General features: G+C 58.0%; 18 protein-coding genes and 1 pseudogene. 6 read left to right on the forward strand and 13 right to left on the reverse strand.

The window, feature by feature from the left end; genetic code table 11:
- Window positions 1-340 precede the first annotated feature (340 nt).
- The 8 genes from sap1 to rpmH all read right to left on the reverse strand — a co-directional run bounded on the left by sap1 (window position 341) and on the right by rpmH (window position 7714).
- The gene (gene sap1 / locus LPA34_RS23735) at window positions 341-682 is read right to left on the reverse strand and encodes a surface attachment protein Sap1 (RefSeq protein WP_228982895.1); all 342 of its coding nucleotides are present in this window, start codon (window positions 680-682) and stop codon (window positions 341-343) included.
- A gap of 986 nt (window positions 683-1668) precedes the next feature.
- Complete coding sequence (locus tag LPA34_RS23740; RefSeq protein ID WP_228982897.1) at window positions 1669-2073, reverse strand: hypothetical protein; 405 nt, start codon at window positions 2071-2073, stop codon at window positions 1669-1671.
- 173 nt (window positions 2074-2246) lie between these two features.
- The gene (gene dinD, locus LPA34_RS23745) at window positions 2247-3089 is read right to left on the reverse strand and encodes a DNA damage-inducible protein D (RefSeq protein WP_228982901.1); all 843 of its coding nucleotides are present in this window, start codon (window positions 3087-3089) and stop codon (window positions 2247-2249) included.
- Window positions 3090-3310: 221 nt separating this feature from the next.
- Window positions 3311-4711, reverse strand: coding sequence for a tRNA uridine-5-carboxymethylaminomethyl(34) synthesis GTPase MnmE (mnmE, locus tag LPA34_RS23750; RefSeq protein ID WP_228982904.1), 1401 nt, complete (start codon window positions 4709-4711; stop codon window positions 3311-3313).
- A gap of 326 nt (window positions 4712-5037) precedes the next feature.
- Complete coding sequence (gene yidC, locus LPA34_RS23755) at window positions 5038-6708, reverse strand: membrane protein insertase YidC (RefSeq protein ID WP_228982909.1); 1671 nt, start codon at window positions 6706-6708, stop codon at window positions 5038-5040.
- 30 nt (window positions 6709-6738) lie between these two features.
- Window positions 6739-6969, reverse strand: a complete 231-nt coding sequence (gene yidD / locus LPA34_RS23760) for a membrane protein insertion efficiency factor YidD (RefSeq protein ID WP_228982912.1) — start codon at window positions 6967-6969, stop codon at window positions 6739-6741.
- Window positions 6970-7039: 70 nt separating this feature from the next.
- Window positions 7040-7510: a ribonuclease P protein component gene (rnpA, locus tag LPA34_RS23765; protein WP_228982916.1), complete on the reverse strand. Its 471-nt coding sequence runs from the start codon at window positions 7508-7510 to the stop codon at window positions 7040-7042.
- Window positions 7511-7579: 69 nt separating this feature from the next.
- Window positions 7580-7714 (reverse strand): 50S ribosomal protein L34, encoded by a 135-nt coding sequence (gene rpmH, locus LPA34_RS23770; RefSeq protein WP_004198824.1) that lies wholly within the window; start codon window positions 7712-7714, stop codon window positions 7580-7582.
- 383 nt (window positions 7715-8097) lie between these two features.
- Here rpmH and dnaA point away from each other — a divergent pair, with 383 nt between their 5' ends.
- The 4 genes from dnaA to LPA34_RS23790 all read left to right on the forward strand — a co-directional run bounded on the left by dnaA (window position 8098) and on the right by LPA34_RS23790 (window position 15606).
- Window positions 8098-9636, forward strand: a complete 1539-nt coding sequence (gene dnaA / locus LPA34_RS23775; RefSeq protein WP_228982921.1) for a chromosomal replication initiator protein DnaA — start codon at window positions 8098-8100, stop codon at window positions 9634-9636.
- A 234-nt stretch (window positions 9637-9870) separates the two neighbouring features.
- On the forward strand, window positions 9871-10974 hold the full coding sequence (gene dnaN, locus LPA34_RS23780) for a DNA polymerase III subunit beta (protein ID WP_228982928.1): 1104 nt from the start codon (window positions 9871-9873) through the stop codon (window positions 10972-10974).
- A gap of 124 nt (window positions 10975-11098) precedes the next feature.
- Window positions 11099-13570 (forward strand): DNA topoisomerase (ATP-hydrolyzing) subunit B, encoded by a 2472-nt coding sequence (gyrB, locus tag LPA34_RS23785; protein WP_228982931.1) that lies wholly within the window; start codon window positions 11099-11101, stop codon window positions 13568-13570.
- Window positions 13571-14283: 713 nt separating this feature from the next.
- Window positions 14284-15606: an IS5 family transposase gene (locus tag LPA34_RS23790; RefSeq protein WP_228982935.1), complete on the forward strand. Its 1323-nt coding sequence runs from the start codon at window positions 14284-14286 to the stop codon at window positions 15604-15606.
- 352 nt (window positions 15607-15958) lie between these two features.
- Here LPA34_RS23790 and LPA34_RS23800 read toward each other — a convergent pair whose 3' ends face one another.
- The 3 genes and pseudogenes from LPA34_RS23800 to LPA34_RS23810 form a co-directional block, all read right to left on the reverse strand.
- Window positions 15959-16591: an MAE_28990/MAE_18760 family HEPN-like nuclease gene (locus tag LPA34_RS23800; protein ID WP_228982938.1), complete on the reverse strand. Its 633-nt coding sequence runs from the start codon at window positions 16589-16591 to the stop codon at window positions 15959-15961.
- Window positions 16592-16596: 5 nt separating this feature from the next.
- A complete protein-coding gene (locus LPA34_RS23805) occupies window positions 16597-17688 on the reverse strand; it encodes a DUF262 domain-containing protein (RefSeq protein ID WP_228982941.1) in 1092 nt (363 codons plus the stop codon).
- A gap of 297 nt (window positions 17689-17985) precedes the next feature.
- Window positions 17986-18409, reverse strand: a pseudogene (locus LPA34_RS23810) (site-specific integrase); the annotation flags it as partial.
- A gap of 109 nt (window positions 18410-18518) precedes the next feature.
- Here LPA34_RS23810 and LPA34_RS23815 point away from each other — a divergent pair.
- Window positions 18519-19634, forward strand: a complete 1116-nt coding sequence (locus tag LPA34_RS23815; protein ID WP_228982944.1) for a Fic family protein — start codon at window positions 18519-18521, stop codon at window positions 19632-19634.
- A gap of 266 nt (window positions 19635-19900) precedes the next feature.
- Window positions 19901-20743, forward strand: coding sequence for a DNA damage-inducible protein D (gene dinD, locus LPA34_RS23820; RefSeq protein ID WP_228982947.1), 843 nt, complete (start codon window positions 19901-19903; stop codon window positions 20741-20743).
- Between the two features lie 105 nt (window positions 20744-20848).
- Here dinD (LPA34_RS23820) and LPA34_RS26915 read toward each other — a convergent pair whose 3' ends face one another.
- Window positions 20849-21091, reverse strand: a complete 243-nt coding sequence (locus LPA34_RS26915) for a SymE family type I addiction module toxin (protein WP_267478881.1) — start codon at window positions 21089-21091, stop codon at window positions 20849-20851.
- Between the two features lie 239 nt (window positions 21092-21330).
- Window positions 21331-22749, reverse strand: a complete 1419-nt coding sequence (locus LPA34_RS23825) for a dihydrolipoyl dehydrogenase (RefSeq protein WP_228982951.1) — start codon at window positions 22747-22749, stop codon at window positions 21331-21333.
- Window positions 22750-22793: the final 44 nt, after the last annotated feature.

A 22793-nucleotide genomic window follows, 5' to 3' on the forward strand; every position in this document is an offset into this window, starting at 1 on the left:
GCGGTTACTACAGGCTCTACGTCGAACATGTCTTGCAGGCGGATCAGGGCGCGGATCTGGACTTCCTGGTCGGATCGAGCGGCGCCCCTGTGCCGCGCGATTCGCACTGATTTTGTCGTTGAGTCACCTGCGCTAGCGAGAAGGCGCCATGCCGATGCGGTTCCGCCGCATCGGCTTTTTTAAGCCATCGCGCAAACGCGCCAAATGCAAAATGGCCGGGCACGTATGCCAGGCCGTTTTTCAAATGCGTCGATGAAGATACGAAGCCAGATCACCCGGTGACGAAAACCGGTTATGTCAGGCTAAGTCCGGTTTCTGCGTTGTGCAGGAACCGGCGACGTTATTGCTTGATGAATCGGTCGTTGGTCCAGAGCCCTTGCGTGTCGGCATTGCCGGCGTTCACGAACTCGAGATCATGACCCACGACGCGCACCACGCGGAAATCGGCATGTTCCGGCGTCGAAAGACATTGATAGCCGGAGAAGAACTCCTGCATCTTCTGTTGTTCGCCCGCTTGTGCGTGTTGATCGGCGGCGTCGAACTTGTCCTTCGACAGACAGCCATACGAGTTAGGCCGGAACTGGATCGTCTGCTGCGGCTTGATGACGATATCCTGCGCCTGCGCGACAGAAACAGCGGCAAGGCCAGCGATCGCGAAAAGAACAGCAACGTGCTTTTTCATGTTCTGCCTCCGTGCGGGTCATTACTCAGGTTAGCTATCTATTTAACTTCGGTGGACACCCGCACCTTGCACTTTAGGAGAACTGCAAACGGACACAAGCACATCTTGTGTGCGCTCGCAACAGTGGCGAATTGTCGCAGGCGGTGCCGCATCTGAAATCCGCTGAAAAGCGCGCGTAAACCCAGGGATTGGCGGCCATTCGATGAAATGAGGGATTTCTGGCTGTAAGCTTTATCCATCAAGCGCTTTACGTGCGTTGAGTCAATCGGCCGGATGGATTAATTAAATGAACTGCTAAGATTTATTCCGGTTTTGTGCGTTGCACACACACTGATTAACCTGATGAATAAAAAGGCCTGGAGTATCGGGTTAGATGCAGAATAAAAACGATGCCTGATGGCATTTAACCGTCTTTGCGAACGCATTTACAGCGCGCAAAGCGGTACCTCGTATGTCGGAAATGCCATTACCGGGTACGCAGGATGCTTTACAACGATCGTGGAGCAGGTGACGTACCGCGCTGCTGGAATGGCGAAGCGACGCGGGCCAGGCCTTTCACGGGCGATTCAGTGACGGCCGGCGAATTATCCGGCGATGAGCCAGTACGGCGGAAAATACAACACTGGATGTGACGCCTACAATGGAATGATGGAACAGCCGCTCCTCTGATCCTGGAGGCTATCGTGATTGAGAACTTCATCCTTGGTGCGTTTCTGGTCGTGCCGTTATTGATTGTCGCGTTCCTGTTTTCCGATGAACTCTGGCAGGAGCGGCATTTGCAGACTCGTGTCGCGCGGTCGAAACGCATGAACTGGCGGCATCCGCTGCGCAGTATGAGGCATCGTCATTGAGGAGGCGGTCATGCGGTGGCGTCGCTTGGGCGTTCCCCGTTGTTAGCCCGGAAGCGGAGGGCAACTCATAGTCCTGTCGGCTTCGGCTCCGGCGCATGGGGAGATAGTAAATAGCGTCGTTACAGGGATCCACCGTTACTGAAGAGCTGTCCCTTCTTCGCCCTCGTCTTCCCAATCCTCATGCACGATCGGCGTGTCCGCCATGTCGTAGACCATCGAGTGAAACTGGATGGTGAACCACTGCCGGAACATCTTGAGCGACCGGTCCTGAGGCCATAGCACCTCGTCGACGTATTGACCGTTCAGGAAGTGCTCGAAGAAAGTCTGCCAGCGCTTCTCAATCCATTTCACGGCCGCACCTTCATCTTCCATCACCGATTCGGGCAAGAGGAACGCGTCCGCTTCCTCGCGCAGTTCCTCGAGCGTCAGGCGAAGAGGGACTGGACCCGGGTCGGCTGCGGCAGCCCAATCCGCGAACGGCTGGTTCGGGAGGATCAGAACGAGCGCCCGGTTGATTGTGAAACGCGGATAGTCAGACATGGTAGTGCGATGACAGAAGGGTGAGCCAGCATTGTAGCGGTCATGTCGCCGGACGAATCGTCTACAGTTCCTCGCTCTTTTCGTTCTCCTCGTCGCGATACAGGTTGCGCGCCACGCAGATTCTTCTGCGTGGCCGGTGGCGTGGTTTGATCGTGCAGCCGTCGAGACAGACATTATTTCGGCAGCTTCTTTTGCGCTCGTTCGATCTGCTGAATACTCGTATCAGGCGTCGGCAGTTTTTCGGGCATCGTACCGCCCAATTCCTGAATCGTCTCCCGCACCTTATGGCCCACCGCAAAGCGCGTCTGGTTCGCGCGCTGCTTGCCCTTGATTCCATCGCGCCGCAGCTTCTCCTCGGTCTGAGTCGCCCGGAACAGATTGGCAGCGAGTTCCGTACTGCCCATGTGGTCGAGGATCTTCTGGCTCTTTTTCAGACCTTTCCTCGCATGGATTTCCTTGCTGCGAAGGCCGCCGTACAGACCTTTGTAGCCGTGATCCTGAAAGATTGTGTAGTCGATCGGCGTTTCGATACCGGCGTCCTTCGCGGCCGCGGCCAGGTGCTTGTTGTGCGTCACTAATTCGTTGCGAATCGCAAGACGGCGCTCGTCCTCGCCGACCTGGGCAAACTTCGCATCGTCGGCTAGTTCCTGGCGGCGCGTCTGCATCGCGAAATAGGTTTGCCCGTTAGCGATTACCGGCTTCGACGGGTCGCCATTCTGTACGATCAGGTAGCAGGCGTAACGAGACAGGCACACGTCGTCGATCAGGCGTTGCGCGCCGGAACCGATCCCGACCATTTTGCGCATGCCCGCAAAATGGTCTTCCACGTGTTGCCCGCTCTGACGGCAGGCGTCCCGAGCCTTATCCAGCACCGGCAGGAAGTTGCGCCATTGCGGGTAGTCAAGCAGTGGCGCGAGGTCACGAGCAAACCAGAACTCCGAGCCGCCGTCATTGATCTGCTTGATGCTTTCGAAGGTTCTATGGTGGAGCGTTTCTATCGCGTTGCTATTTATCACTGACACCTCCCTTGCTGGGATGGTTGCCGCCGTTTGGCAACAATTGTCGATAATTGTAGATCGGAACACTGTTTTTTTGTACAGGTGGTAGAGGTCAGGCCGCAGGCCGAATTTGCCGAGGGCCAGCTTGCGTCCTTCGTCGATCTGCGCATCACCGAACCGGGCTTCTTTTTCACATCACCCGACGGTGTCGTGAACCCTGGACATTGCCCGGCGGCAGGTCACTTCCCAATACAAAAGCGGCTGAAAATAACACCGAGCAGATCATCGGAAGTGAACTCGCCGGTAATCGAATTCAACTGTTCCTGCGCGAGCCGCAGTTCCTCGGCGAACAGATCGAGTGCCTGCGCGTTCTGGTCCGCATGCTGGGCGGCCGTGCCGAGATGTTCCTGCGCCGCGCGCAGCGCGATCAGGTGCCGCTCCCGGGCCAGATACACGCTCTCCGCGCCCGCCTGCCATCCCGCGATGCGCAACAGTTCCGCGCGCAGCAGCGAGATACCATCCGCCTTTTTCGCCGACAGCCGCACCTCGCGCAGATCGGTGCCGCCGGTGTCGTCGAGCTTCGTAACCGACGGCGCGAGGCCGGTGAGATCGGTCTTGTTCATCACGCGCACGACCGGTACGCCCGACGGAAAACGCGCCGCGATCGGGCCGTCTCCCGGTGTCATGCCCTCGCGTGCGTCGAGCAGGTGCAGCACGACATCCGCACGTTCGATCTCGCTCCAGGTACGCGCGATGCCGATCTTTTCGACTTCGTCTTCCGTTTCGCGCAGGCCGGCGGTGTCGATCACGTGCAGTGGAATGCCCTCGATCTGGATTGTCTGCGTGACCTTGTCGCGTGTCGTGCCGGCGATCGGCGTGACAATCGCCAGTTCCGCCCCCGCGAGCGCATTCAGCAACGACGACTTGCCGACGTTCGGCTGGCCCGCCAGCACCACCGACAACCCTTCGCGCAGCAACGCGCCCTGACGCGCCTCGCCCAGCACATCCGCGAGCCGCTCGCGGATACGCGAGAGCTTGCCGCGGGCGTCGGCCGCCTCCAGAAAGTCGATCTCCTCCTCGGGGAAATCGAGCGTCGCCTCGACGAGCATGCGTAGCGTGATGACCTCGTCGACCAGCGCGTGAATGTCGCGCGAAAACGCGCCTTCGAGTGAGCGGCCGGCCGAGCGTGCGGCGGCCTCGGTGCTCGCCTCGATCAGGTCGGCGACGGCCTCGGCCTGCGCCAGATCCAGCTTGTCGTTGAGAAACGCGCGGCGCGTGAATTCGCCAGGCTCCGCGAGCCGCAGCCCAGCGGCGCGACCCGCATCGATACACCGCTGCAGCACGAGCTGCAACACGATCGGGCCGCCGTGGCCCTGCAGTTCGAGGACATGCTCGCCCGTGTACGAATGCGGCGCCGGAAAGTACAGCGCGATACCGCGGTCGAGCGCATTGCCGCCGTCATCGAGAAACGGCACGTAGCTCGCATGGCGCGGCGCCAGCGACTGACCGGTCAGCGCCAGCATCAGCGGCGCGGCAGCGGCTTCACCGGCGCGGCCGAACGAGATCCGCACGACACCGATCCCGCCGCGACCGGGCGCGGTGGCGATGGCGACAATCGGATCGGAATCGGTAGTGAGCATGGTGGCGAACGAGGAGAAAACCGGAGAAAACACGTGACGTGACGAGGATCGCACGGCGCCAGGCATTGTAACGTGTGCGTCCCGTGCACCTTCGCCCGTCGCACGAAATCGGGTCTCGGCCAAAAGGCCTAAGACGATTCTCGATTTATCTTAAGGGCGGAGGGCGTAACGGCACAATCTCGGGCATGCCCACTATCGAAGAGGAAATCGCGCTAACCCAGACGCCAGAATCGCGTAAAAAAAGCCGCCCGGCGCAAAACCGGGCGGCTTTCTTCGTCAACTTCGTCGTGAACGGCTGGCTTACCCGCCGTTCACGAGACAGGGCGTCAGGCGGCTTTCTTCGCGCCCTTGCCCATCATGCGCGTGATGTAGTACTGCTGCGCGATCGACAGCACGTTGTTCACCACGTAGTACAGCACGAGGCCAGCCGGGAAGAAGAAGAACATGACCGAGAACGCGATCGGCATGAACATCATCATCTTGGCTTGAACCGGATCCGGCGGCGTCGGGTTCAGACGCGTTTGCATGAACATCGAGACGGCCATCAGCACCGGCAGGATGAAGAACGGATCCTGTTGCGACAGATCGTGAATCCAGAGAATCCACGGCGCACCGCGCATTTCCACTGACGACAGCAGCACCCAGTACAGCGAGATGAACACCGGAATCTGGATCACGACCGGCAGACAGCCGCCGAACGGATTCACTTTCTCGGTCTTGTACAGCTCCATCAGCGCCGAGTTCATCTTCTGCGGCTCGCCCTTGAAGCGCTCGCGCAACGCCTGCATGCGCGGCGTGATCGCCTTCATGCGCGCCATCGACTTGTAGCTCGCGGCCGACAGTGGGAAGAACACCGCCTTGATCAGGAGCGTCAGCAGGATGATCGACCAGCCCCAGTTGCCGACAAAGCTGTGGATCTTCTGCAGCAGCCAGAAGAGCGGCTTCGCGATGATCGTGACGTAGCCATAGTCCTTCACGAGTTCCAGGCCCGGCGCGACGCCTTCGAGCATGCGCTCTTCTTCCGGACCGGCGAAGAGACGCGATTGCACGTCGACTGACTGTCCCGGCGCGATCGTCGCAACCGGCTCCTTCACGCCAACGCGATAGAGCGTCGGATCGATCTTCTCGACGTAGATGTCGCGCTTCGCGCCCTGCGTGGGAATCCACGCGGATGCGAAGTAATGCTGCACCATCGCGATCCAGCCGTTGTCGGCGGAGGATGCGAATGTCGCCTTGTTCTTGTCGATGTCGCTGAAGTCGATCTTCTGGAAGTGATGCTGTTCCGTGTAGACCGCCGGCCCCATGAACGTGTGCGAGAAGCGCGGCGTGTCGACTGGCTGGCTGTCGCGCACGAGTTCCATGTACAGCGTGGGTGTAACCGGCGCGGTGCCGACGTTGACGATCTTCGTATCGACGCCGATCACGTAGCTGCCGCGCGTGAACGTGTATGTCTTCACGACCTTCACGCCACCCTTCACCGGCGATTCGAAGCTGACCTGGAACGATTTCGCGTCGCCGGTCAGTTCGTGCGGCAGGCCGGCCACCGGCGTGAAGATGTCGTTATGGTTCGGGAAATCGCCGCCGAGCAGCCCCGTGCGCGCCAGATACGTATGCGTCGCGGTGTGGTCGAACAGCGTGATGTACATGTCGGGCTGCTTGCCTTCGCCCTCCTTCAGGAGCGAAAGCTTCGATAGCGTGCCGCCACGCGTGTCGATTTCGCCGTCATAGACGTCGGTGCGGAAGTGGATCAGCTGGGCGGCTGCCTGTTCGGCGGGCGCGGTCGCGCCGCCCGGCGCGGCGCCGGTTGCGGCCTGCGGCAGATCAGCGGCCTGCGTGCCCGGCGTGGTCGTGCCCGGTGCTGTGCCCGGAGCGGTCTTCGTGGTCGACGTGTTCGGGAAGAACATCGACGGACGTCCGTGGTCGCGTTGCCAGTTGTCGAACAGCATGACCGCTGACATGAAGAAGATGACCCATAGGACGGTGCGTTTAATATCCATGCGTTGTCTCAGTGTCGATGGAACGGCGCGTCAGCGCTTTTCAGAAGTGGGAGGCGGGACGAGATCGATGCCGCCCGCGGAAAACGGATGACAGCGGCACAGGCGCCTGGCGGCGAGGTAACTACCACGCGCGGCGCCATGATACTGGATTGCTTCGCGCGCGTAATCCGAACAGGAAGGGTAAAAACGGCACCGGCTGCCGAGCAGGGGACTCACGGCAACCTTGTAGAAACGCAGTAAAGCGAAAAGTACCGTTTGCATGGCAAGTGCGGTCAGAGTGCGCCGCGCTGTGTGGAGAGGCAACCGGCGCCAGCGCTTACGTGCGCGGGCGTCATTCCGTCGCGGGGGCGTCGGGCGCTGCGGGCGATTCGGCCGGCGGTGTCTGGCGACGGGTGATTTCGCGAGCGGCCTTGTCGAGCAACGCTTCGATTTCGCTGCGGCACAGCGTTTTCAACGGTGGCGACGACGCAGCGGGCATCGCCTTCCGGTCGAACTTCGTGTGAAGCCGCAGCAGCACGTCCCAACCGCCAAACTCTACGCGACGCAGCCGGAAAGCTTCGCGCGCGATGCGGCGCACCAGATTGCGGGTGACCGCGCGCGGTGCATACTTCTTGCCGATCACGAGACCGAGGCGCGCTTCGTTGCCTGTCGGCCTGCCGTAGACGACGAAATGAGCCGTCCGGCGCCACGGGCGCAAACGAAAAACGGATGAAAATTCATCCGTTTTCAGTAGCCTTGCGGCTTTGGGAAAGGCGGCTTGCGCTCGCAACGGAACCGGGCCCTGATGCGGCGCTCCTGCCATTCCCGCAGCGCGGCTGGCGTCACGGGCTTCGGACACAGCGCGCAATGGTCGCAAACCTGCGCTTCAGCCTTAGATGGCGAGGCGCTTGCGGCCCTTCGCGCGGCGTGCGTTGATCACCTTGCGGCCACCGGCCGTCTTCATGCGGACGCGAAAGCCATGGGTACGCTTGCGACGGGTAACGGAAGGTTGGTAAGTACGTTTCATGTTGCTCTCACTTGACAGAGAAATAACCGCGCGAGCATCGCGGAAAGTGCAATGGCCGGTGGTTCAAAAATTGGTTTTCGCGGAACCCGCTATTTAAACCGGTTTTCTCTTGGTCGTCAATAGTTTAGAGCGGTGATCCACAGTCTGGACGGGTGCTCACCGCTTGATCGGGCCCTGTGGATAACTCCCTTTGCGGACGTTTTTGGCGGTAGAATCTCGCCTTACTTCCCAAAAATCATGCACGCCGCTCCGGCCCGCTTGCCCTGCCCAAACCCTTATGGCACAAGCATCTGGAGCCTGCCCGCTCGGCTGTACCGGGCCTTGTCGCGAAATTCGCGGCGAGGGCGGCCGCGGGCCGCTGTGCTTAAAATTACAGCAACTCGATGAATGATTTCTGGCAACACTGTTCGGCATTGCTGGAGCGCGAGCTGACGCCCCAGCAGTACGTGACGTGGATCAAACCGTTGGCCCCGGTCGCCTTCGACGCCGCTGCAAATACCTTGCGCATCGCTGCGCCCAACCGTTTCAAGCTCGACTGGGTCAAGAGCCAGTTCTCGGGCCGGATCTCCGATCTGGCACGCGATTTCTGGCAGGCACCGGTCGACGTCCAGTTTGTCCTCGATCCGAAGGCGGGTTTGCGTGCACCCGCCGCGCCGCCGCCGTCGCGTCCCATGTCGTCGCAGATGAATTCCGGAGCCGCCGCCGTCGATGCCGCCGTGGGCGCCGTTCAGGCTGCGCACGCCGCGCGTGCCGGCAATGGCAACGCCATGCATATGGCCGATGATCACGCCGATCTCGACCTTCCAAGCCTCGACGCCAACGAAGCCGCCGCCGCGCGCCGCACGTGGCGCCCGGGTTCGGGCGCCGGCACTGGCAATGGCGAAAACGACTCGATGTACGAGCGCTCGAAGCTGAACCCCGTGCTCACGTTCGACAACTTCGTCACCGGCAAGGCGAACCAGCTGGCGCGCGCCGCGGCGATTCAGGTCGCCGACAATCCGGGCATCTCGTATAACCCGCTGTTCCTGTACGGCGGCGTCGGCCTCGGCAAGACCCATCTGATCCACGCGATCGGCAACCAGTTGCTGATGGACAAGGCCGGCGCGCGCATCCGCTACATCCACGCGGAACAATATGTGTCCGACGTCGTGAAGGCGTACCAGCGCAAGGCGTTCGACGACTTCAAGCGCTATTACCACTCGCTCGACCTGCTGCTGATCGACGATATCCAGTTCTTCTCCGGCAAATCGCGCACGCAGGAAGAATTTTTCTACGCGTTCGAGGCGCTCGTCGCGAACAAGGCGCAGGTGATCATCACGAGCGATACGTATCCGAAGGAAATCTCGGGTATCGACGACCGCTTGATCTCGCGCTTCGATTCGGGCCTGACCGTCGCGATCGAGCCGCCCGAGCTGGAAATGCGCGTCGCGATTTTGATGCGCAAGGCGCAATCCGAAGGCGTGAGCCTGAATGAGGACGTCGCGTTCTTCGTCGCGAAGCATTTGCGCTCCAACGTGCGCGAACTCGAAGGAGCGCTGCGCAAGATCCTCGCGTATTCGAAATTCCACGGGCGCGAAATCTCGATCGAAGTCACGAAAGAGGCGCTCAAGGACTTGCTGACGGTGCAGAACCGCCAGATTTCAGTGGAAAACATCCAGAAAACCGCCGCCGACTTTTACAACATCAAGGTCGCGGACATGTATTCGAAGAAGCGTCCGGCGAATATCGCGCGGCCGCGGCAGATCGCGATGTATCTGGCGAAGGAACTCACGCAGAAAAGCCTGCCAGAAATCGGCGAGTTGTTTGGCGGACGCGATCACACCACCGTGCTTCACGCGGTGCGCAAGATTGCCGATGAGCGCAGCAAGGATGCGCAGCTGAATCACGAATTGCACGTTCTGGAGCAGACGCTCAAGGGTTAAGCGCGGAATTGAGTGCGTGAGCGGCGCAATCCGCTCTGTTTATTGCGGAACTCGCCCCCATTTTAGTGGAGCGGTTCCGTTTTAAGGCACAATACAGGTTTAACCGCCCGGCGGCCGCGGGCGGATTTCACGCCGTGACTGGCGCAGCGTGGCGCCAGCCAGCGGGGGGCGGGGCCCACGCGCATCAAAGCTGCCGGACGAGGCGCGCAGGCCGTCACATAACGAAGGAACTCTATGCAACTGGTCAAGACCGAACGCGATAACCTCCTCAGGCCGCTGCAAACCGTGAGCGGCATCGTAGAACGCCGCCATACGTTGCCGATCCTCGCCAACTTGCTGATTACCAAGAACGGCTCCGACGTATCGTTCCTGTCGACGGACCTTGAGCTTCAGATCACCACGCACGCCGATTTCGGCGTCGGCGGCGAATCGGTTGCCACGACCGTCGCCGCGCGCAAGCTGCTCGACATCCTGCGCGCGATGCCCGATGGCCAGGTCACGCTCACCCTGAACGACAAGCGTCTCACGGTGCAGTCCGGCAAGAGCCGCTTCGCGCTGCAAACGCTGGCTGCCGACGAATTCCCGACCGTCGCACAGGCTAAAGACTTCGGCGCGAACCTCGTGGTTCCCCAGAAGACGTTCCGCCAGTTGCTTGGCATGGTCCATTTTTCGATGGCGCAGCAGGACATCCGCTATTACCTGAACGGCATGCTGCTCGTAGTTGATGGCGACCAGTTGATGGCGGTTGCGACCGACGGCCACCGTCTGGCGTTTTCGTCGATGAAGATCGAGGGTTCGTTTGCGCGTCAGGAAGTGATCATCCCGCGCAAGACGATTCTCGAACTGCAGCGTCTGCTCGAAGACATCGACGACACGCTGAAGATCGACATCGCGCCGACGCAGGTGAAGTTCACGTTCGGTCAGGTCGAACTGGTGTCGAAGCTGGTGGAAGGCAAGTTCCCCGACTTCCAGCGCGTGATTCCGAAGACGCACAAGAACAAGTTTGTGATCGGCCGTGAAGAGCTGCAGCGCTCGCTCCAGCGTGCGGCAATTCTGACGTCGGACAAATTCAAGGGCGTGCGCTGCATCATCGAGCCGGGCCAGTTGAAGATCATGTCCACCAACGCCGATCAGGAAGAGGCGCAGGAAGAACTGGAAATCGCTTACACCGGCGATAGCGTCGATATCGGGTTCAACGTCACGTATCTGCTCGACGTGCTCGCGAACCTGAAGGTCGACATGCTGGAAGTGAGCCTTGGCGACGCAAGTTCCAGCGCGCTGATCACGATTCCCGAGAACGAGGAATTCAAGTATGTCGTAATGCCGATGCGCATTTAAAGCGTTCGACAACCAGATGACACCAAGGGGCGCAGTGCCCCTTTGGCGTTTTTATGGTGTTTTGAAAAGTCCCGAGCAGTAACGAAGCAGCAATGCAGCAGTAACGCAGAACCGGAAAAAATCCATGACTGAACTGAACAATTCGCAACCCGATAACAGCTACGGCGCCTCGTCCATTCAGATCCTCGAAGGTCTGGAGGCGGTGCGCAAGCGGCCTGGGATGTACATCGGCGATACGTCGGACGGCACCGGTCTGCATCACCTCGTATTCGAAGTGCTGGACAACTCGATCGACGAAGCCCTCGCCGGCCACTGTAACGACATCAAGGTGATCATCCACGCGGATAACTCGATCTCGATCACCGACAACGGCCGCGGCGTGCCGACCGGCCTCAAGATGGACGACAAGCACGATCCGAAGCGCAGTGCCGCTGAAATCGTGATGACCGAGCTGCACGCGGGCGGCAAGTTCGACCAGAACAGCTACAAGGTGTCGGGCGGGCTGCACGGCGTGGGCGTGTCGTGCGTGAATGCGCTGTCGGCGTGGCTGCGCCTCACGATTCGCCGTGACGGCAAGAAGCACTTCATGGAGTTCCATCGTGGCGTGCCGCAGAACCGCGTGATCGAAGAGGTCAATGGCGTGGCTGTGTCGCCGATCCTGGTGGTGGGTGATACGGAAAATCGCGGCACCGAAGTGCACTTCATGGCCGACGAGACGATTTTCGGCAACGTCGAATACCACTACGACATTCTCGCGAAGCGTATTCGTGAGCTGTCGTTCCTGAATAACGGCGTGCGTATCCGTTTGACCGACCAGCGCACGGGCAAGGAAGACGATTTCGCGTTTGTGGGCGGCGTGAAGGGTTTCGTCGAGTACATCAACAAGACGAAGTCCGTGCTGCACCCGACGATTTTCCACGTGAGCGGCGAGAAGGACGGCGTGGGCGTCGAAGTGGCGATGCAGTGGAACGACAGCTACAACGAGAACGTGCTGTGCTTCACGAACAACATTCCGCAGCGCGACGGCGGCACTCACCTGACCGGCTTGCGCGCGGCGATGACGCGCGTGTTGAACAAGTACATCGCCGATCACGAAGTCGCGAAGAGGGCGAAGGTCGAGACGTCGGGCGACGACATGCGCGAAGGGCTTTCGTGCGTGCTTTCGGTGAAGGTGCCGGAGCCGAAGTTCAGCGCGCAGACGAAGGACAAGCTGGTTTCTTCCGAAGTGCGTGCGCCGGTTGAGGATGTGGTCGCGAAGGCGCTTGAAGAATTCCTGCTGGAAACGCCGAACGACGCGAAGATTATCTGCGGCAAGATCGTCGACGCGGCGCGTGCGCGCGATGCGGCGCGCAAGGCGCGTGAGATGACGCGACGCAAGGGCGTGCTGGATGGCGTCGGTCTGCCGGGCAAGCTCGCGGATTGCCAGGAGAAGGATCCGGCGAAGTCGGAGATTTATATCGTCGAGGGTGACTCGGCAGGCGGCTCGGCGAAGCAGGGGCGTGACCGGAAGTTTCAGGCGATCTTGCCGCTGCGCGGCAAAGTGCTGAACGTCGAAAAGGCGCGGTATGACAAGCTGCTTTCTTCGGAGCAGCTCGTGACGCTGATTACTGCTTTGGGATGCGGTATCGGCAAGGAAGACTACAACCTCGACAAGCTGCGCTATCACCGCATCATCATCATGACCGATGCTGACGTGGACGGCGCGCACATCCGGACGCTATTGCTCACGTTCTTCTATCGGCAGATGCCGGAGATGATCGAGCGCGGGTATATCTATATCGCGCAGCCGCCTTTGTATAAGGTGAAGGCCGGGAAGGATGAACGGTATCTGAAGGATGCCGCTGATCTGAATGCGCATATGTTGAAGCTGGCTTTGAATGGGTCTGAGCTGCTGCCTTCGGAAGGGGCTACGCCGATTGCTGGCGATGCGTTGGGTGAGCTGGCTCGGTCTTATTTGCTGGCGCAGGCTGTTGTGGATCGGTTGAGCCGTTTGTATGACGCTGGGGCGCTTGAGGCCGTCATGGATGGGGTTTTGATTGATCTCTCTAGTGAGGCTTCTACTGAGGCGTCGGCTAAGGCGCTTGAGGCGAAGTTGCGGGATGATCCGTTGAAGCCTGAGGTAAGGGTGTCGTCGATGTATGACCCTGTTCGTGAGTTGCGCTCGCTTAAGGTGTCACGGACGCATCACGGGAATCAGAAGGTTTCGGTTCTCGATGAAGAGTTTCAGCTGACTGCTGATTATCAGCAGCTTGTTAACACCGCTAATACGTTCAAGGGGTTGATTGGCAGCGGTGCTGTTATCAAGCGTGGTGAGCGGAGTATGGCTGTCACCGACTTCAAGAGCGCTATGAAGTGGTTGATTGCTGATGCTGAGCGGAATGTTTCCAAGCAGCGCTATAAGGGTCTCGGTGAGATGAATCCTGGGCAGCTTTGGGAGACGACGATGGATCCGGCTGTGCGTCGGCTGCTGCGCGTGCAGATTGAGGATGCTATAGCTGCGGATGGGATCTTCACCACCTTGATGGGCGATGATGTTGAGCCGCGGCGGGCTTTCATCGAGTCGAATGCGCTTAGGGCGGGGAATATTGATGTTTGATCTTGTTGTTGTCGTGCAGGGAAACTGAAATCATCAGACTAGCGCGGGGTTAGCTGGACTGGAGTGCACGGAAATGACTGGATTTTCGCGCTTATCATCAGACCGCACTCAACGTTAGGTCCACGTTGCATGTTTTGAGGACGCGCTCCAGCTCCAGTGCGGTTGGCTCGAATTGCCCGATTGAGCAACTCGAAGGGTTACAGGTGAACAGCCTGTAACCCTTTGTCGCGTTTGGATGCGGGGCGTCGCTATGGAGGAGTCTCGAACTTCTAAATCTGGTTCCGTAGATCTAGCCACGGCTCTGCCCCACTGCGCCTCCTGAATACGACAACGGTTTGAGTCGTTGAGGAAACGTTGGCATTGCTCGGCTTAACTGTATTAGCCGGTACTCGACCGGTCAGACAATGTCAGAAGAGATATCGTCCACTTCCGACCAACGGGATGATTCTTCGGGACGAGTCGAACCTCAAGCCTACACCTATGGCGTAGCTCGCGCACGGAGCCCATCTAAACGCATGCAAGGAGGCCGGTCGTCGGGCCGATAACAAGTTTCTTACCGATCTCCGGTTTCACGACTTGCGCCACTAAGTGGTCGGCCCTGAACAATCGGGCGAGCCTTGAGCGGTAAGGCGTTGATATGGAAATGGGGTTGTAGGAATTGCAGGAACCTGGCAAATTGAAGGCTGAATCCTGCAATTTCTGGCGAGGTTTGGATGGGTCCGAAGGAGGCTGTAACGGAGGGCGATTTGTTCGGGCATCCGCTGCGCGAGCAGATCAATCTGAAGCATCCGCTGGTCGGTCTGGCCGGGTTGATCAACTGGGATCGACTGGGCATGGCGATGAGCGAGAGCTTCGTGTCTGGCCGAGGTCGGCCGGCGACGTCACCGCGCCTGATAGCCGGGCTGTTGTACTTGCAGCATGCGTTCGACCTGTCCGACGAAGAAGTTGTGTGGCAATGGGTGGAGAACCCGTACTGGCAGGTTTTTACCGGCGAAACGTATTTGCAGACTGAGCCACCGATTGACCCGTCGAGCCTGACACGCTGGCGCAAGCGGCTGGGCGAAGCCGGAGTTGAAGAGCTGCTGGCCGAGACGATTGAAGCGGCAAGACGCGCAGGCGTGATCAAGGCGTCGAGCGTGAAGCGGGTGATCGTCGACACGACGGTGATGGAGAAAGCGATTGCGCACCCGACCGATTCGCGCCTGCTGGAGCGGTGTCGTGAGCATCTGGTAAAGGCTGCTGCACGTAATGGCCTGAAGCTGCGGCAGAACTACAACCGCGAGGCCCCGCGCCTGGCAGGACAGATTGGCCGCTACGCGCACGCGAAGCAGTACAAGCGGATGAGGAAAGCGCTGCGCACGTTGCGTTCGCGTGTAGGTCGAGTGATGCGCGATGTTGAGCGGCAGATGGATTCGGTGGCCGAGAACAGTCGGGCTGCATTGCAGGACCTGCTTGACCGCACGAAGCGAATTCTGTCGCAGAAGATGAAGGACAAGAACAAGCTGTACGCCTTGCACGCACCGGAAGTCGAGTGCATCAGCAAGGGCAAGGCGCGTCAGCCGTACGAGTTTGGTGTGAAGGTGTCGATCACGACGACGCACAAGGAAGGGCTGGTGGTGGGGATGCGTTCGATGCCGGGCAATCCGTACGATGGACATACGCTGGATGAAGCGCTGGAGCAGGCGGCGATCCTCAGTGACGTGATACCGGAGGTTGCAGTTGTGGATCGGGGGTATCGGGGCGTAGCGATTGAGGGCGTGAAGATTTACCACCCGGGCCTGCGGCGTGGCATCACGCGCGGATTGCGCAAGACGATCCGACGGCGCAGCGCGATTGAACCGGCCATCGGGCATATGAAGGCCGACGGCAAGCTCGACCGGAACTGGCTCAAGGGTGCGCTGGGCGATGCGATGAATGCCGTGCTGTGCGGCGCCGGTCACAACCTGCGCATGATCCTGAGAAAGCTGCGGCTTTTTTATGCCTTGATTCTTGCTGTCTTGTTGAATCGCAGTATGGCTGTACAAGCGCTGGCTTGACGCTAGCGCTTTTTAAAACGAATTGTTCAGGGCCGACTAAGTGACCTCGCGCTTGGCGTCAATCTTTCTGATGCATGACTTGACCAAAATTACTGGCACAAAGACCCGCGAATACTGATGCGGTATTACCATTCTCGTGCTGAGGAGCAGGCAAAACGTCTCGATTGAGACAACCAAGTTGCGCGCAATCCGAATGGCGGCCCCATAAGAGCCGCCGCAGCGGACCATTCGGCCAAGTTTCGTCTTCGTTGACTGCCCGTGAACCCGTTACGCGATTAAAACGTGCAGTGAGCCATTTCGACAGCGCCCTCTTTCGATACATCGACTGCAACGGCAAGAGGGCGCCGTAACGCTATTGTGTCCGATACGACTCAGTCACGACGAGGTTCTCGAGGTCGGTTTTATACATTTCCATCAATTGCAATACTCGATCTGTCATCGCCTGAAAATCGTCTCGCTCAATTAAAAGACGTTGACCGTGCGCGATGGTATTACGTCTGTCCACGATCGATTCATCAATGTACGGATAGAGATGCAAATATGGCCCAACATCAATGCCGACCGATTTCGCGATGTTATCAAAAATCAGTGAGCTTAAATTCGAACCCGTATCAACGCTATTTTTATAAGACATTTTGCACGGCTTGTCTAATTCTCCAAGAACAAATCGAAGCGCTTCAAGTGCGGGCTGCGTCTTATCCGTTTCCACCAAGCGAGAAACATGCGTCTTAAGTGAGTAAAGCAAAAAAATATCCCGAAGCCCCCTATTGGCTAGACGTTTATTCGAAATGAAATTAAGCAGAAATTCGGTTGAAGTTTTTACGAAACCTTCCCAATGAGCATAAGCCAAAATAACTCCAGCTCGAGTTCGATGGGTTTTTGTTTCCGCTATCGTTTTAACGTCCAACCTAGTATCGATGATCTCCATCTGCCGCCAAACAAATTCGTCCTTTAGATGCGACAGGAACATGTTGACGGTTTTCATCTCTTTCATTTCGAGAACCACTCGTCGACCAGCGGCAATACTTTTCCAAGTCGAGTAGAGCCGCGCACGCCGGCACGAGCATTCGCACGAAAACGCTCATCCGTCCACATTCTAATAACCGCATTTCTCAAATATTCGACACCACACTTCTCAACAAAGTCGATATTTCGAGAGACGCCGTTTGTTATGGTCTCATACGGCGAAATTAGAAATCCACCCGAAAAATTTCCACTTTCATAACGCTTGAACGCGTCAACACCGAGCGCATCATTGATGATATTGAAGGTTCTCGCAAAAATAATCGACTCCTCCTGTACGGGATACTTTTCATTGTTGGCGATATCAATGAGTATATCGTCAAGCCAGTCATGCACATCAATTGCCTGATCATAGGTCTTATATCTATACGCCAAGTAACGCAGCACCAACTCATTATGCTTCTGCTCCTCTCGGGCGCGCTCCGTCATGTCCGTGGTTTTTACAAAATTCGCATCCTCAGCCATCGAGGAAAGCGCACTGTAAAATCCCTTATTCAACATTACCGCAACGCAATTCCGTACCTCTTGCGGTGACAGGCTCGCCCCACCTGTATTCAAACGCTGGAACAACTCATATTTTGCCTTGGCGTCGCTTTCTCGCTTAAGGATCTCTACTCGTAATCTCACGCGCTCCATGTCAAGGCGAATTGCCAAAGGCAAGATCTTCGTATTTTCGTCGTCGCTACTCCACTCCGAATTATCGAGATCCGGAAGCAATCTTGTCCCATTTGGGACAAATTTGTCTACAAGCTCCCCCTCAGCATCGCGAAGTATTCCCGCAAACTGAAACACTGTCGAAAGACGCTGAAGCCCATCTATAAGCTCCCATTTTCCGGTTTCGTCAGTAAAAACAAAGATGGGAGGAATAGGGATATTCAATAAAATGGACTCAATAAAATTAGTCTTTCGAGTAGAATCCCATCGGAACAATCTCTGATATTCTGGATTGATTATCAACTCCCCCCGCTCATAGATTCGCATGATCTCGCCGAGCGACATATCGAACCCATCTTTGACGATTTTCCTTCTCGCCAGTTCTACTTGGTTTTGCAAATCCATAGCCTTTTCCTTGCAAAAGCTCTAATTCACTGAAGATGCCTACTTTGTGCATCGGTCCGGGACACTACTTGACGATACCGCATCATGCCATTTCCTTATCCAGTCCTTGGGGGACATCAACTGATCTATGTCGATGTTATATATCGTAGGCTTTAACTTGGTAGTTGCCGTGTATTCATTCATTTGCACGAAAATAGTTTGCCTTTGGCAAAAAATCCCCACGGCTGATTCCACCTAGAAGCCACATACGACGCTGCTTGATCTCATAGCTCATAAAAAAAGAACCGGTCGATGGGTTTATACATGGATACGCTCTACCTCGTCCACGCTGATGTCGTCGTGACGCCGGTCATAGAACTGCGTCGTGCGCGTTGACGCGTGGTTGGCCATCGCCGCCGCGTTCTCGAGCGTACCGCCGTTCTTCAGGTGCGCGGTGATATCAGTTGCGCGGAATGTATGGTTACCGATCTTCGTCGCGATGCTAACTGCTGCAGCTCGGTGCTGGACCATCACGTATGCGTTCGCCTGCAGCAGGAGCCTTTCGCTCAAATGCTCGGTGCCGCGTGCAATCGTTCGAAAGAGCGCCCTTCGGCTCGGCTGCTATCCCGGCGCCGTCAAGGTAGGCGTGGCAGGTACGCCTCAAGCGTGCGGTGGCAAGGCATCGCGTGCGCCTTACCGCCTTTTTCGCGCAAGCGCATCACAGCTGGCGCTCCTGCACATAAGCGAAGTGCGTCGGTCCGAAAATCGCCGCGGCGAATCATCGCCAAATTCATCGCAAATTTTGCGGCGAATAGCTTGCGAACGCGGCGATTGAACCACATAATCTCCGCATGGAAAGCGGAGATTGGACCTATATCTGGCAGGACCCTGCTTGGCCGGAATGGCGGTACGACCTGTCGCGGGTTACGTCGGCCCTGACGGACGTAGCGCAGGCGCAAGGGCTACTGCTAGGCCGTCTGGCCGACGTCGGCGTGGCTCTGCGCGACCAGGCCAGTCTTGCTGCTCTCACCGAAGACGTACTGAAAACGAGCGAGATCGAGGGCGAACAGCTCAATGCGCAATCAGTACGGTCCTCAATCGCGCGTCGCCTGGGCGTGAACATAGGAGCACTAGCTCCTGTCGACCGCCACGTGGAAGGCGTGGTCGAAATGGTGCTGGACGCCACAATCAACTGCGCCGGTCTAATAACAGCCGACCGACTATTCGCATGGCACGCAGCGTTGTTTCCGACCGGTTACAGCGGCACGTCCCGGATCGAGGTCGGCGTATGGCGCGACGATGCCAATGGCCCCATGCAGGTCGTATCGGGGCCAATAGGCCGCCAACGCGTCCATTTCGAGGCGCCTCCGGCCAGTCGCCTGAACGACGAGATGGCTCGCTTCCTCAACTGGATCAACAACGATTCAGATCAGCCCGCGCTCATCAAGGCGGGACTCGCACACCTCTGGTTCGCGACGCTGCATCCCTTCGACGACGGCAACGGCCGCATCGCACGAGCGATCGGAGACTTGTTGCTTGCCCGCGCCGACGGCAGCCCGCAACGTTTTTACAGTCTCTCAGCGCAAATCCAGCGAGAGCGCAGCGCCTACTACGACGTTCTCGAACGCACGCAGAAAGGCTCGCTCGATATCACTGAGTGGTTGTTGTGGTTTTTGGAGACCCTGAACCGCGCGGTCGGAAACGCGCAGCAAACAGTCGATGCGATTCTCGCCAAAACGCGCTTCTGGCAGCGGTGGGCTGGAACCCCTTTGAACGAACGACAGGTGAAACTGCTTAATCAATTGTTCGACGGTTTCGAAGGGAAATTGACAAGTAGTAAGTGGGCAGCGATCGCGGACTGCTCTCAAGATACTGCGTTGCGCGATATCGGAGAGCTTGTCGCGCTTGGGGCATTGCGTAAATCCGCTGCGAGTGGTCGGAGTACAGCCTACGAGCTTATCAATTGATACCTGCTTCGCAACGCGACGATGGCTATTCTGTCGACGCGAAATTGCAGACCGGGCGCTCGATCTGTTCCGCGAATCGTGCCAAGACCCGAGCATCAACTAGCAGGTATCTTCTACCATATCTATGGCGCCTCTTCTTACCTCGTTGAGTCAGCGTGTTATTAGGATGTCAAAGCAACGTCTTTGCGTGGCAAAATAGAGATTATGTTGGGGCGCTCTGGATACTGCCGTAGCGCTGCCGATAGAATGTTAGGCTTGGGAGGCTCATGAAAACGGACGTGGTTGATTCACTCACCTCAAATTTTGAAGCACACGCCCGGTTGACCAGGAGTGGCATTGAGTTCTGGTTGGCACGCGATCTTCAGCACCTGCTAGGCTACAGCAAGTGGGACAACTTCCTGAACATACTTTCCAAGGCAAAAACGGCCTGTGAGGTCTCTGGTCACAACGTAACTGACCATTTTGCCGACGTCGGGAAAATGGTCGATCTCGGTTCTGGCAGCCAGCGCGAAGTGGACGATCTGATGCTCACCCGCTATGCCTGCTATCTGATTGCGCAGAACGGTGATCCCAGGAAGCAACAGATCGCTTTCGCCCAGACCTATTTTGCCCTGCAAACGCGCCGAGCTGAGCTGATAGCGCAGCGGTTGCAGGAAGCCGAGCGCGTCCAGGCGCGTAGAAAATTGGCGCAGACCGAGAAGGAATTGTCGCAAGTTATCTATGAGCAAACAGGGGAGGAGCAGAATTTCGGCTTGATCCGCAGCAAGGGCGATCAGGCATTGTTCGGTCGCAGCACGCAAGTTATGAAGGCGCGCTGGAACGTACCCGAGAGTCGCCCGCTAGCCGACTTCGCGCCTACGCTCATTCTTAAGGCAAAAGACTTCGCCACTGAGATCACCATCTTCAACGCCCGTCAGCATCAGATGAGCACTGAGCGCGCGATTTCAGAAGAACACATCACAAACAACTATGCGGTCCGCAATACGATGCTCGAACGCGGTATTACGCCAGAAAATCTGCTCGCAGCTGAGGATGTGAAGAAAGTTGAACGGCGCCTAAGCAGCACCGGCAAGAAGTCACTCGAAAAGCCTGACGTTTTAGATACTTAGACCAAGCGGATCATCAGTCATTGGGCTCGAAACCCACGCTGATTCACCATTCGACCCGAACAATGAACCCGGCGCCACCGGGTTCATTGTTCGTACGGACACAAATCAGCCCACAAGCGTAATCACAAGTCTCCCGCGCTGAACCTCGACCCGAATGCGGCTGTTAATTTGAAACCCGGCCTTTTCGAGCCATCGCCCCGCGAGACGAATCCAGGGCGCCGGTGGCAAATCCTTACGTGGGCGGTAGTAATCGTGAACGCTTCTAATCGGTCTCGGCCGTCTTTGTGACGAAATCGTCGCGAAGCGTTCGGTAACGGGTGCAACTGCTTTATGATTGGCGTCAGCCATAGTCAACTCCTGTATTGAGTTGGTTGTGGTCAGCGGGCCGTATGGGTTGCCGCCCTTACGGCCCGCGCTTCTTTTCCTTCCAGGTGTTCTCCGCCGTTCTATCAATCGGCTCGGTCGATGATGTTTAGTGAGTCATCCGATCTATTTTCACGCAGTGAAAATTCTCAAACAATATGTCGAACGGCCATTCGGCCGCGAGATCAGACAGCATCTTGAGCTGGATCAACAGGAAACACCTCTCACGCCCCAACCTCGTCCAGCGCCACCGCCGCCGTCCTCAAAGCCGTCCTCACCCCTTCCTCAACCACAGGGTGATAAAAAGGCATCTCCAACATCGCATCGGCGGTGAGCTTCATCTGCAGCGCCCACGCCAGCAAGTGAGCGATATGTTCAGCATCCGGCCCGATCCATTCCGCGCCGACGAACTGCCGTGTAGTCTTGTCGACATAAACATGCATCAAACCACGATTGCGCAACATGATCCGGCTACGCCCCAGGTCTTCGAAACTGACCTCACCGACCACAAACGAACCCGGCGCCAGATCAACAAACCGCGCACCCACCATCGCCACACCCGGGTCTGAAAACACCACCGAAATCGGAGCCCGCCGTACCAGCGGCACAACATCCGGAAACCGCGCGGCATTGGTCCCAGCGGCCTTACCTTCATCGGCGGCCTCATGCAGCAATGGCAACACGCCGTTCACATCCCCGGCGATAAACACAGGGGAAGCACCGGCCTGCAAAGTCAGCGGATCATAAACAGGCACGCCGTCCTTACCGACCTCAAGGGATGTATTCCCCAGCGCCAGCCCAGCCACATTAGCCCGCCGACCAGCCGCAACCAGCACGTAGTCAAACGTATCCTCAACCACCTGCCCAGAACCAGAAGCAGAACCAACCGCAGTCCGATACCGCATCCGCACGCTGTCACCTTCACGCGAAACCGCCTCCACCTCAGTCCGCGCGAAAAACCGGAACCCATCAGCAAACACCTTCTCGGCATAGGCTTTAACCTCAGGATCCGTCAAAGGCCCAACCCGCCCACGCGCGCCGAGAACGGTCACATCCACCCCGAGCCGCGACAAAGCCTGCCCCAACTCCAGCCCGATCACCCCAGCACCCACCACAGCCACCTTCCGCGGCAGATCATCCCAGGCAAAAACATCGTCATTCACAATCGCCCGGTCGCCCAGCTTCCGATACATCTCCGGCACATACGGCGACGACCCGGTCGCAATCACCACACTGCGCGCGCGCACCTGCGTGTGGTCGCCGACCTGCAACAACCCGTCATCGATAAACCGCGCGTAACCGATCAACCGGTCCGCTTCCGGAATCCCCTCGGTGCTCTCGACCACGAAACCCACGAAGCGGTCGCGTTCGCCCTTCACCCGCGCCATCACCTCACGGCCGTCGATACGAATCGTCCCATCGACGTGCACGCCAAACGGCGCCGTCCGCGCCGCAGCATGCGCGGCCTCAGCAGCCGCGATAAGCAGCTTCGACGGCATACATCCCACACGCGCACAGGTCGTCCCATAAGGCCCGCCTTCGATGAGAATCGCGGACACGCCCGCCGCCTTCGCCGCGCGGTACGCCGGCAGCCCGGCACTGCCGGCGCCAATAATCGCAACATCGGTTTGAACTGTTTTCATGACATCCTCAATGGGGATCGCACATGGCCGACAACCGGTCACAG

Source organism: Paraburkholderia gardini (assembly GCF_907164575.1).
Classification (GTDB): domain Bacteria; phylum Pseudomonadota; class Gammaproteobacteria; order Burkholderiales; family Burkholderiaceae; genus Paraburkholderia; species Paraburkholderia gardini.

Coding starts and splice junctions, on each gene's coding strand:
- sap1 (WP_228982895.1), bottom strand. CDS start 682: ATGAAAAAGCACGTTGCTGTTCTTTTCGCGATCGCTGGCCTTGCCGCT.
- LPA34_RS23740 (WP_228982897.1), bottom strand. CDS start 2,073: ATGTCTGACTATCCGCGTTTCACAATCAACCGGGCGCTCGTTCTGATC.
- mnmE (WP_228982904.1), bottom strand. CDS start 4,711: ATGCTCACTACCGATTCCGATCCGATTGTCGCCATCGCCACCGCGCCC.
- yidC (WP_228982909.1), bottom strand. CDS start 6,708: ATGGATATTAAACGCACCGTCCTATGGGTCATCTTCTTCATGTCAGCG.
- yidD (WP_228982912.1), bottom strand. CDS start 6,969: ATGCAAACGGTACTTTTCGCTTTACTGCGTTTCTACAAGGTTGCCGTG.
- rnpA (WP_228982916.1), bottom strand. CDS start 7,510: ATGGCAGGAGCGCCGCATCAGGGCCCGGTTCCGTTGCGAGCGCAAGCC.
- rpmH (WP_004198824.1), bottom strand. CDS start 7,714: ATGAAACGTACTTACCAACCTTCCGTTACCCGTCGCAAGCGTACCCAT.
- dnaA (WP_228982921.1), top strand. CDS start 8,098: ATGAATGATTTCTGGCAACACTGTTCGGCATTGCTGGAGCGCGAGCTG.
- dnaN (WP_228982928.1), top strand. CDS start 9,871: ATGCAACTGGTCAAGACCGAACGCGATAACCTCCTCAGGCCGCTGCAA.
- gyrB (WP_228982931.1), top strand. CDS start 11,099: ATGACTGAACTGAACAATTCGCAACCCGATAACAGCTACGGCGCCTCG.
- LPA34_RS23790 (WP_228982935.1), top strand. CDS start 14,284: ATGGGTCCGAAGGAGGCTGTAACGGAGGGCGATTTGTTCGGGCATCCG.
- LPA34_RS23800 (WP_228982938.1), bottom strand. CDS start 16,591: ATGAAAACCGTCAACATGTTCCTGTCGCATCTAAAGGACGAATTTGTT.
- LPA34_RS23805 (WP_228982941.1), bottom strand. CDS start 17,688: ATGGATTTGCAAAACCAAGTAGAACTGGCGAGAAGGAAAATCGTCAAA.
- LPA34_RS23815 (WP_228982944.1), top strand. CDS start 18,519: ATGGAAAGCGGAGATTGGACCTATATCTGGCAGGACCCTGCTTGGCCG.
- dinD (WP_228982947.1), top strand. CDS start 19,901: ATGAAAACGGACGTGGTTGATTCACTCACCTCAAATTTTGAAGCACAC.
- LPA34_RS26915 (WP_267478881.1), bottom strand. CDS start 21,091: ATGGCTGACGCCAATCATAAAGCAGTTGCACCCGTTACCGAACGCTTC.
- LPA34_RS23825 (WP_228982951.1), bottom strand. CDS start 22,749: ATGAAAACAGTTCAAACCGATGTTGCGATTATTGGCGCCGGCAGTGCC.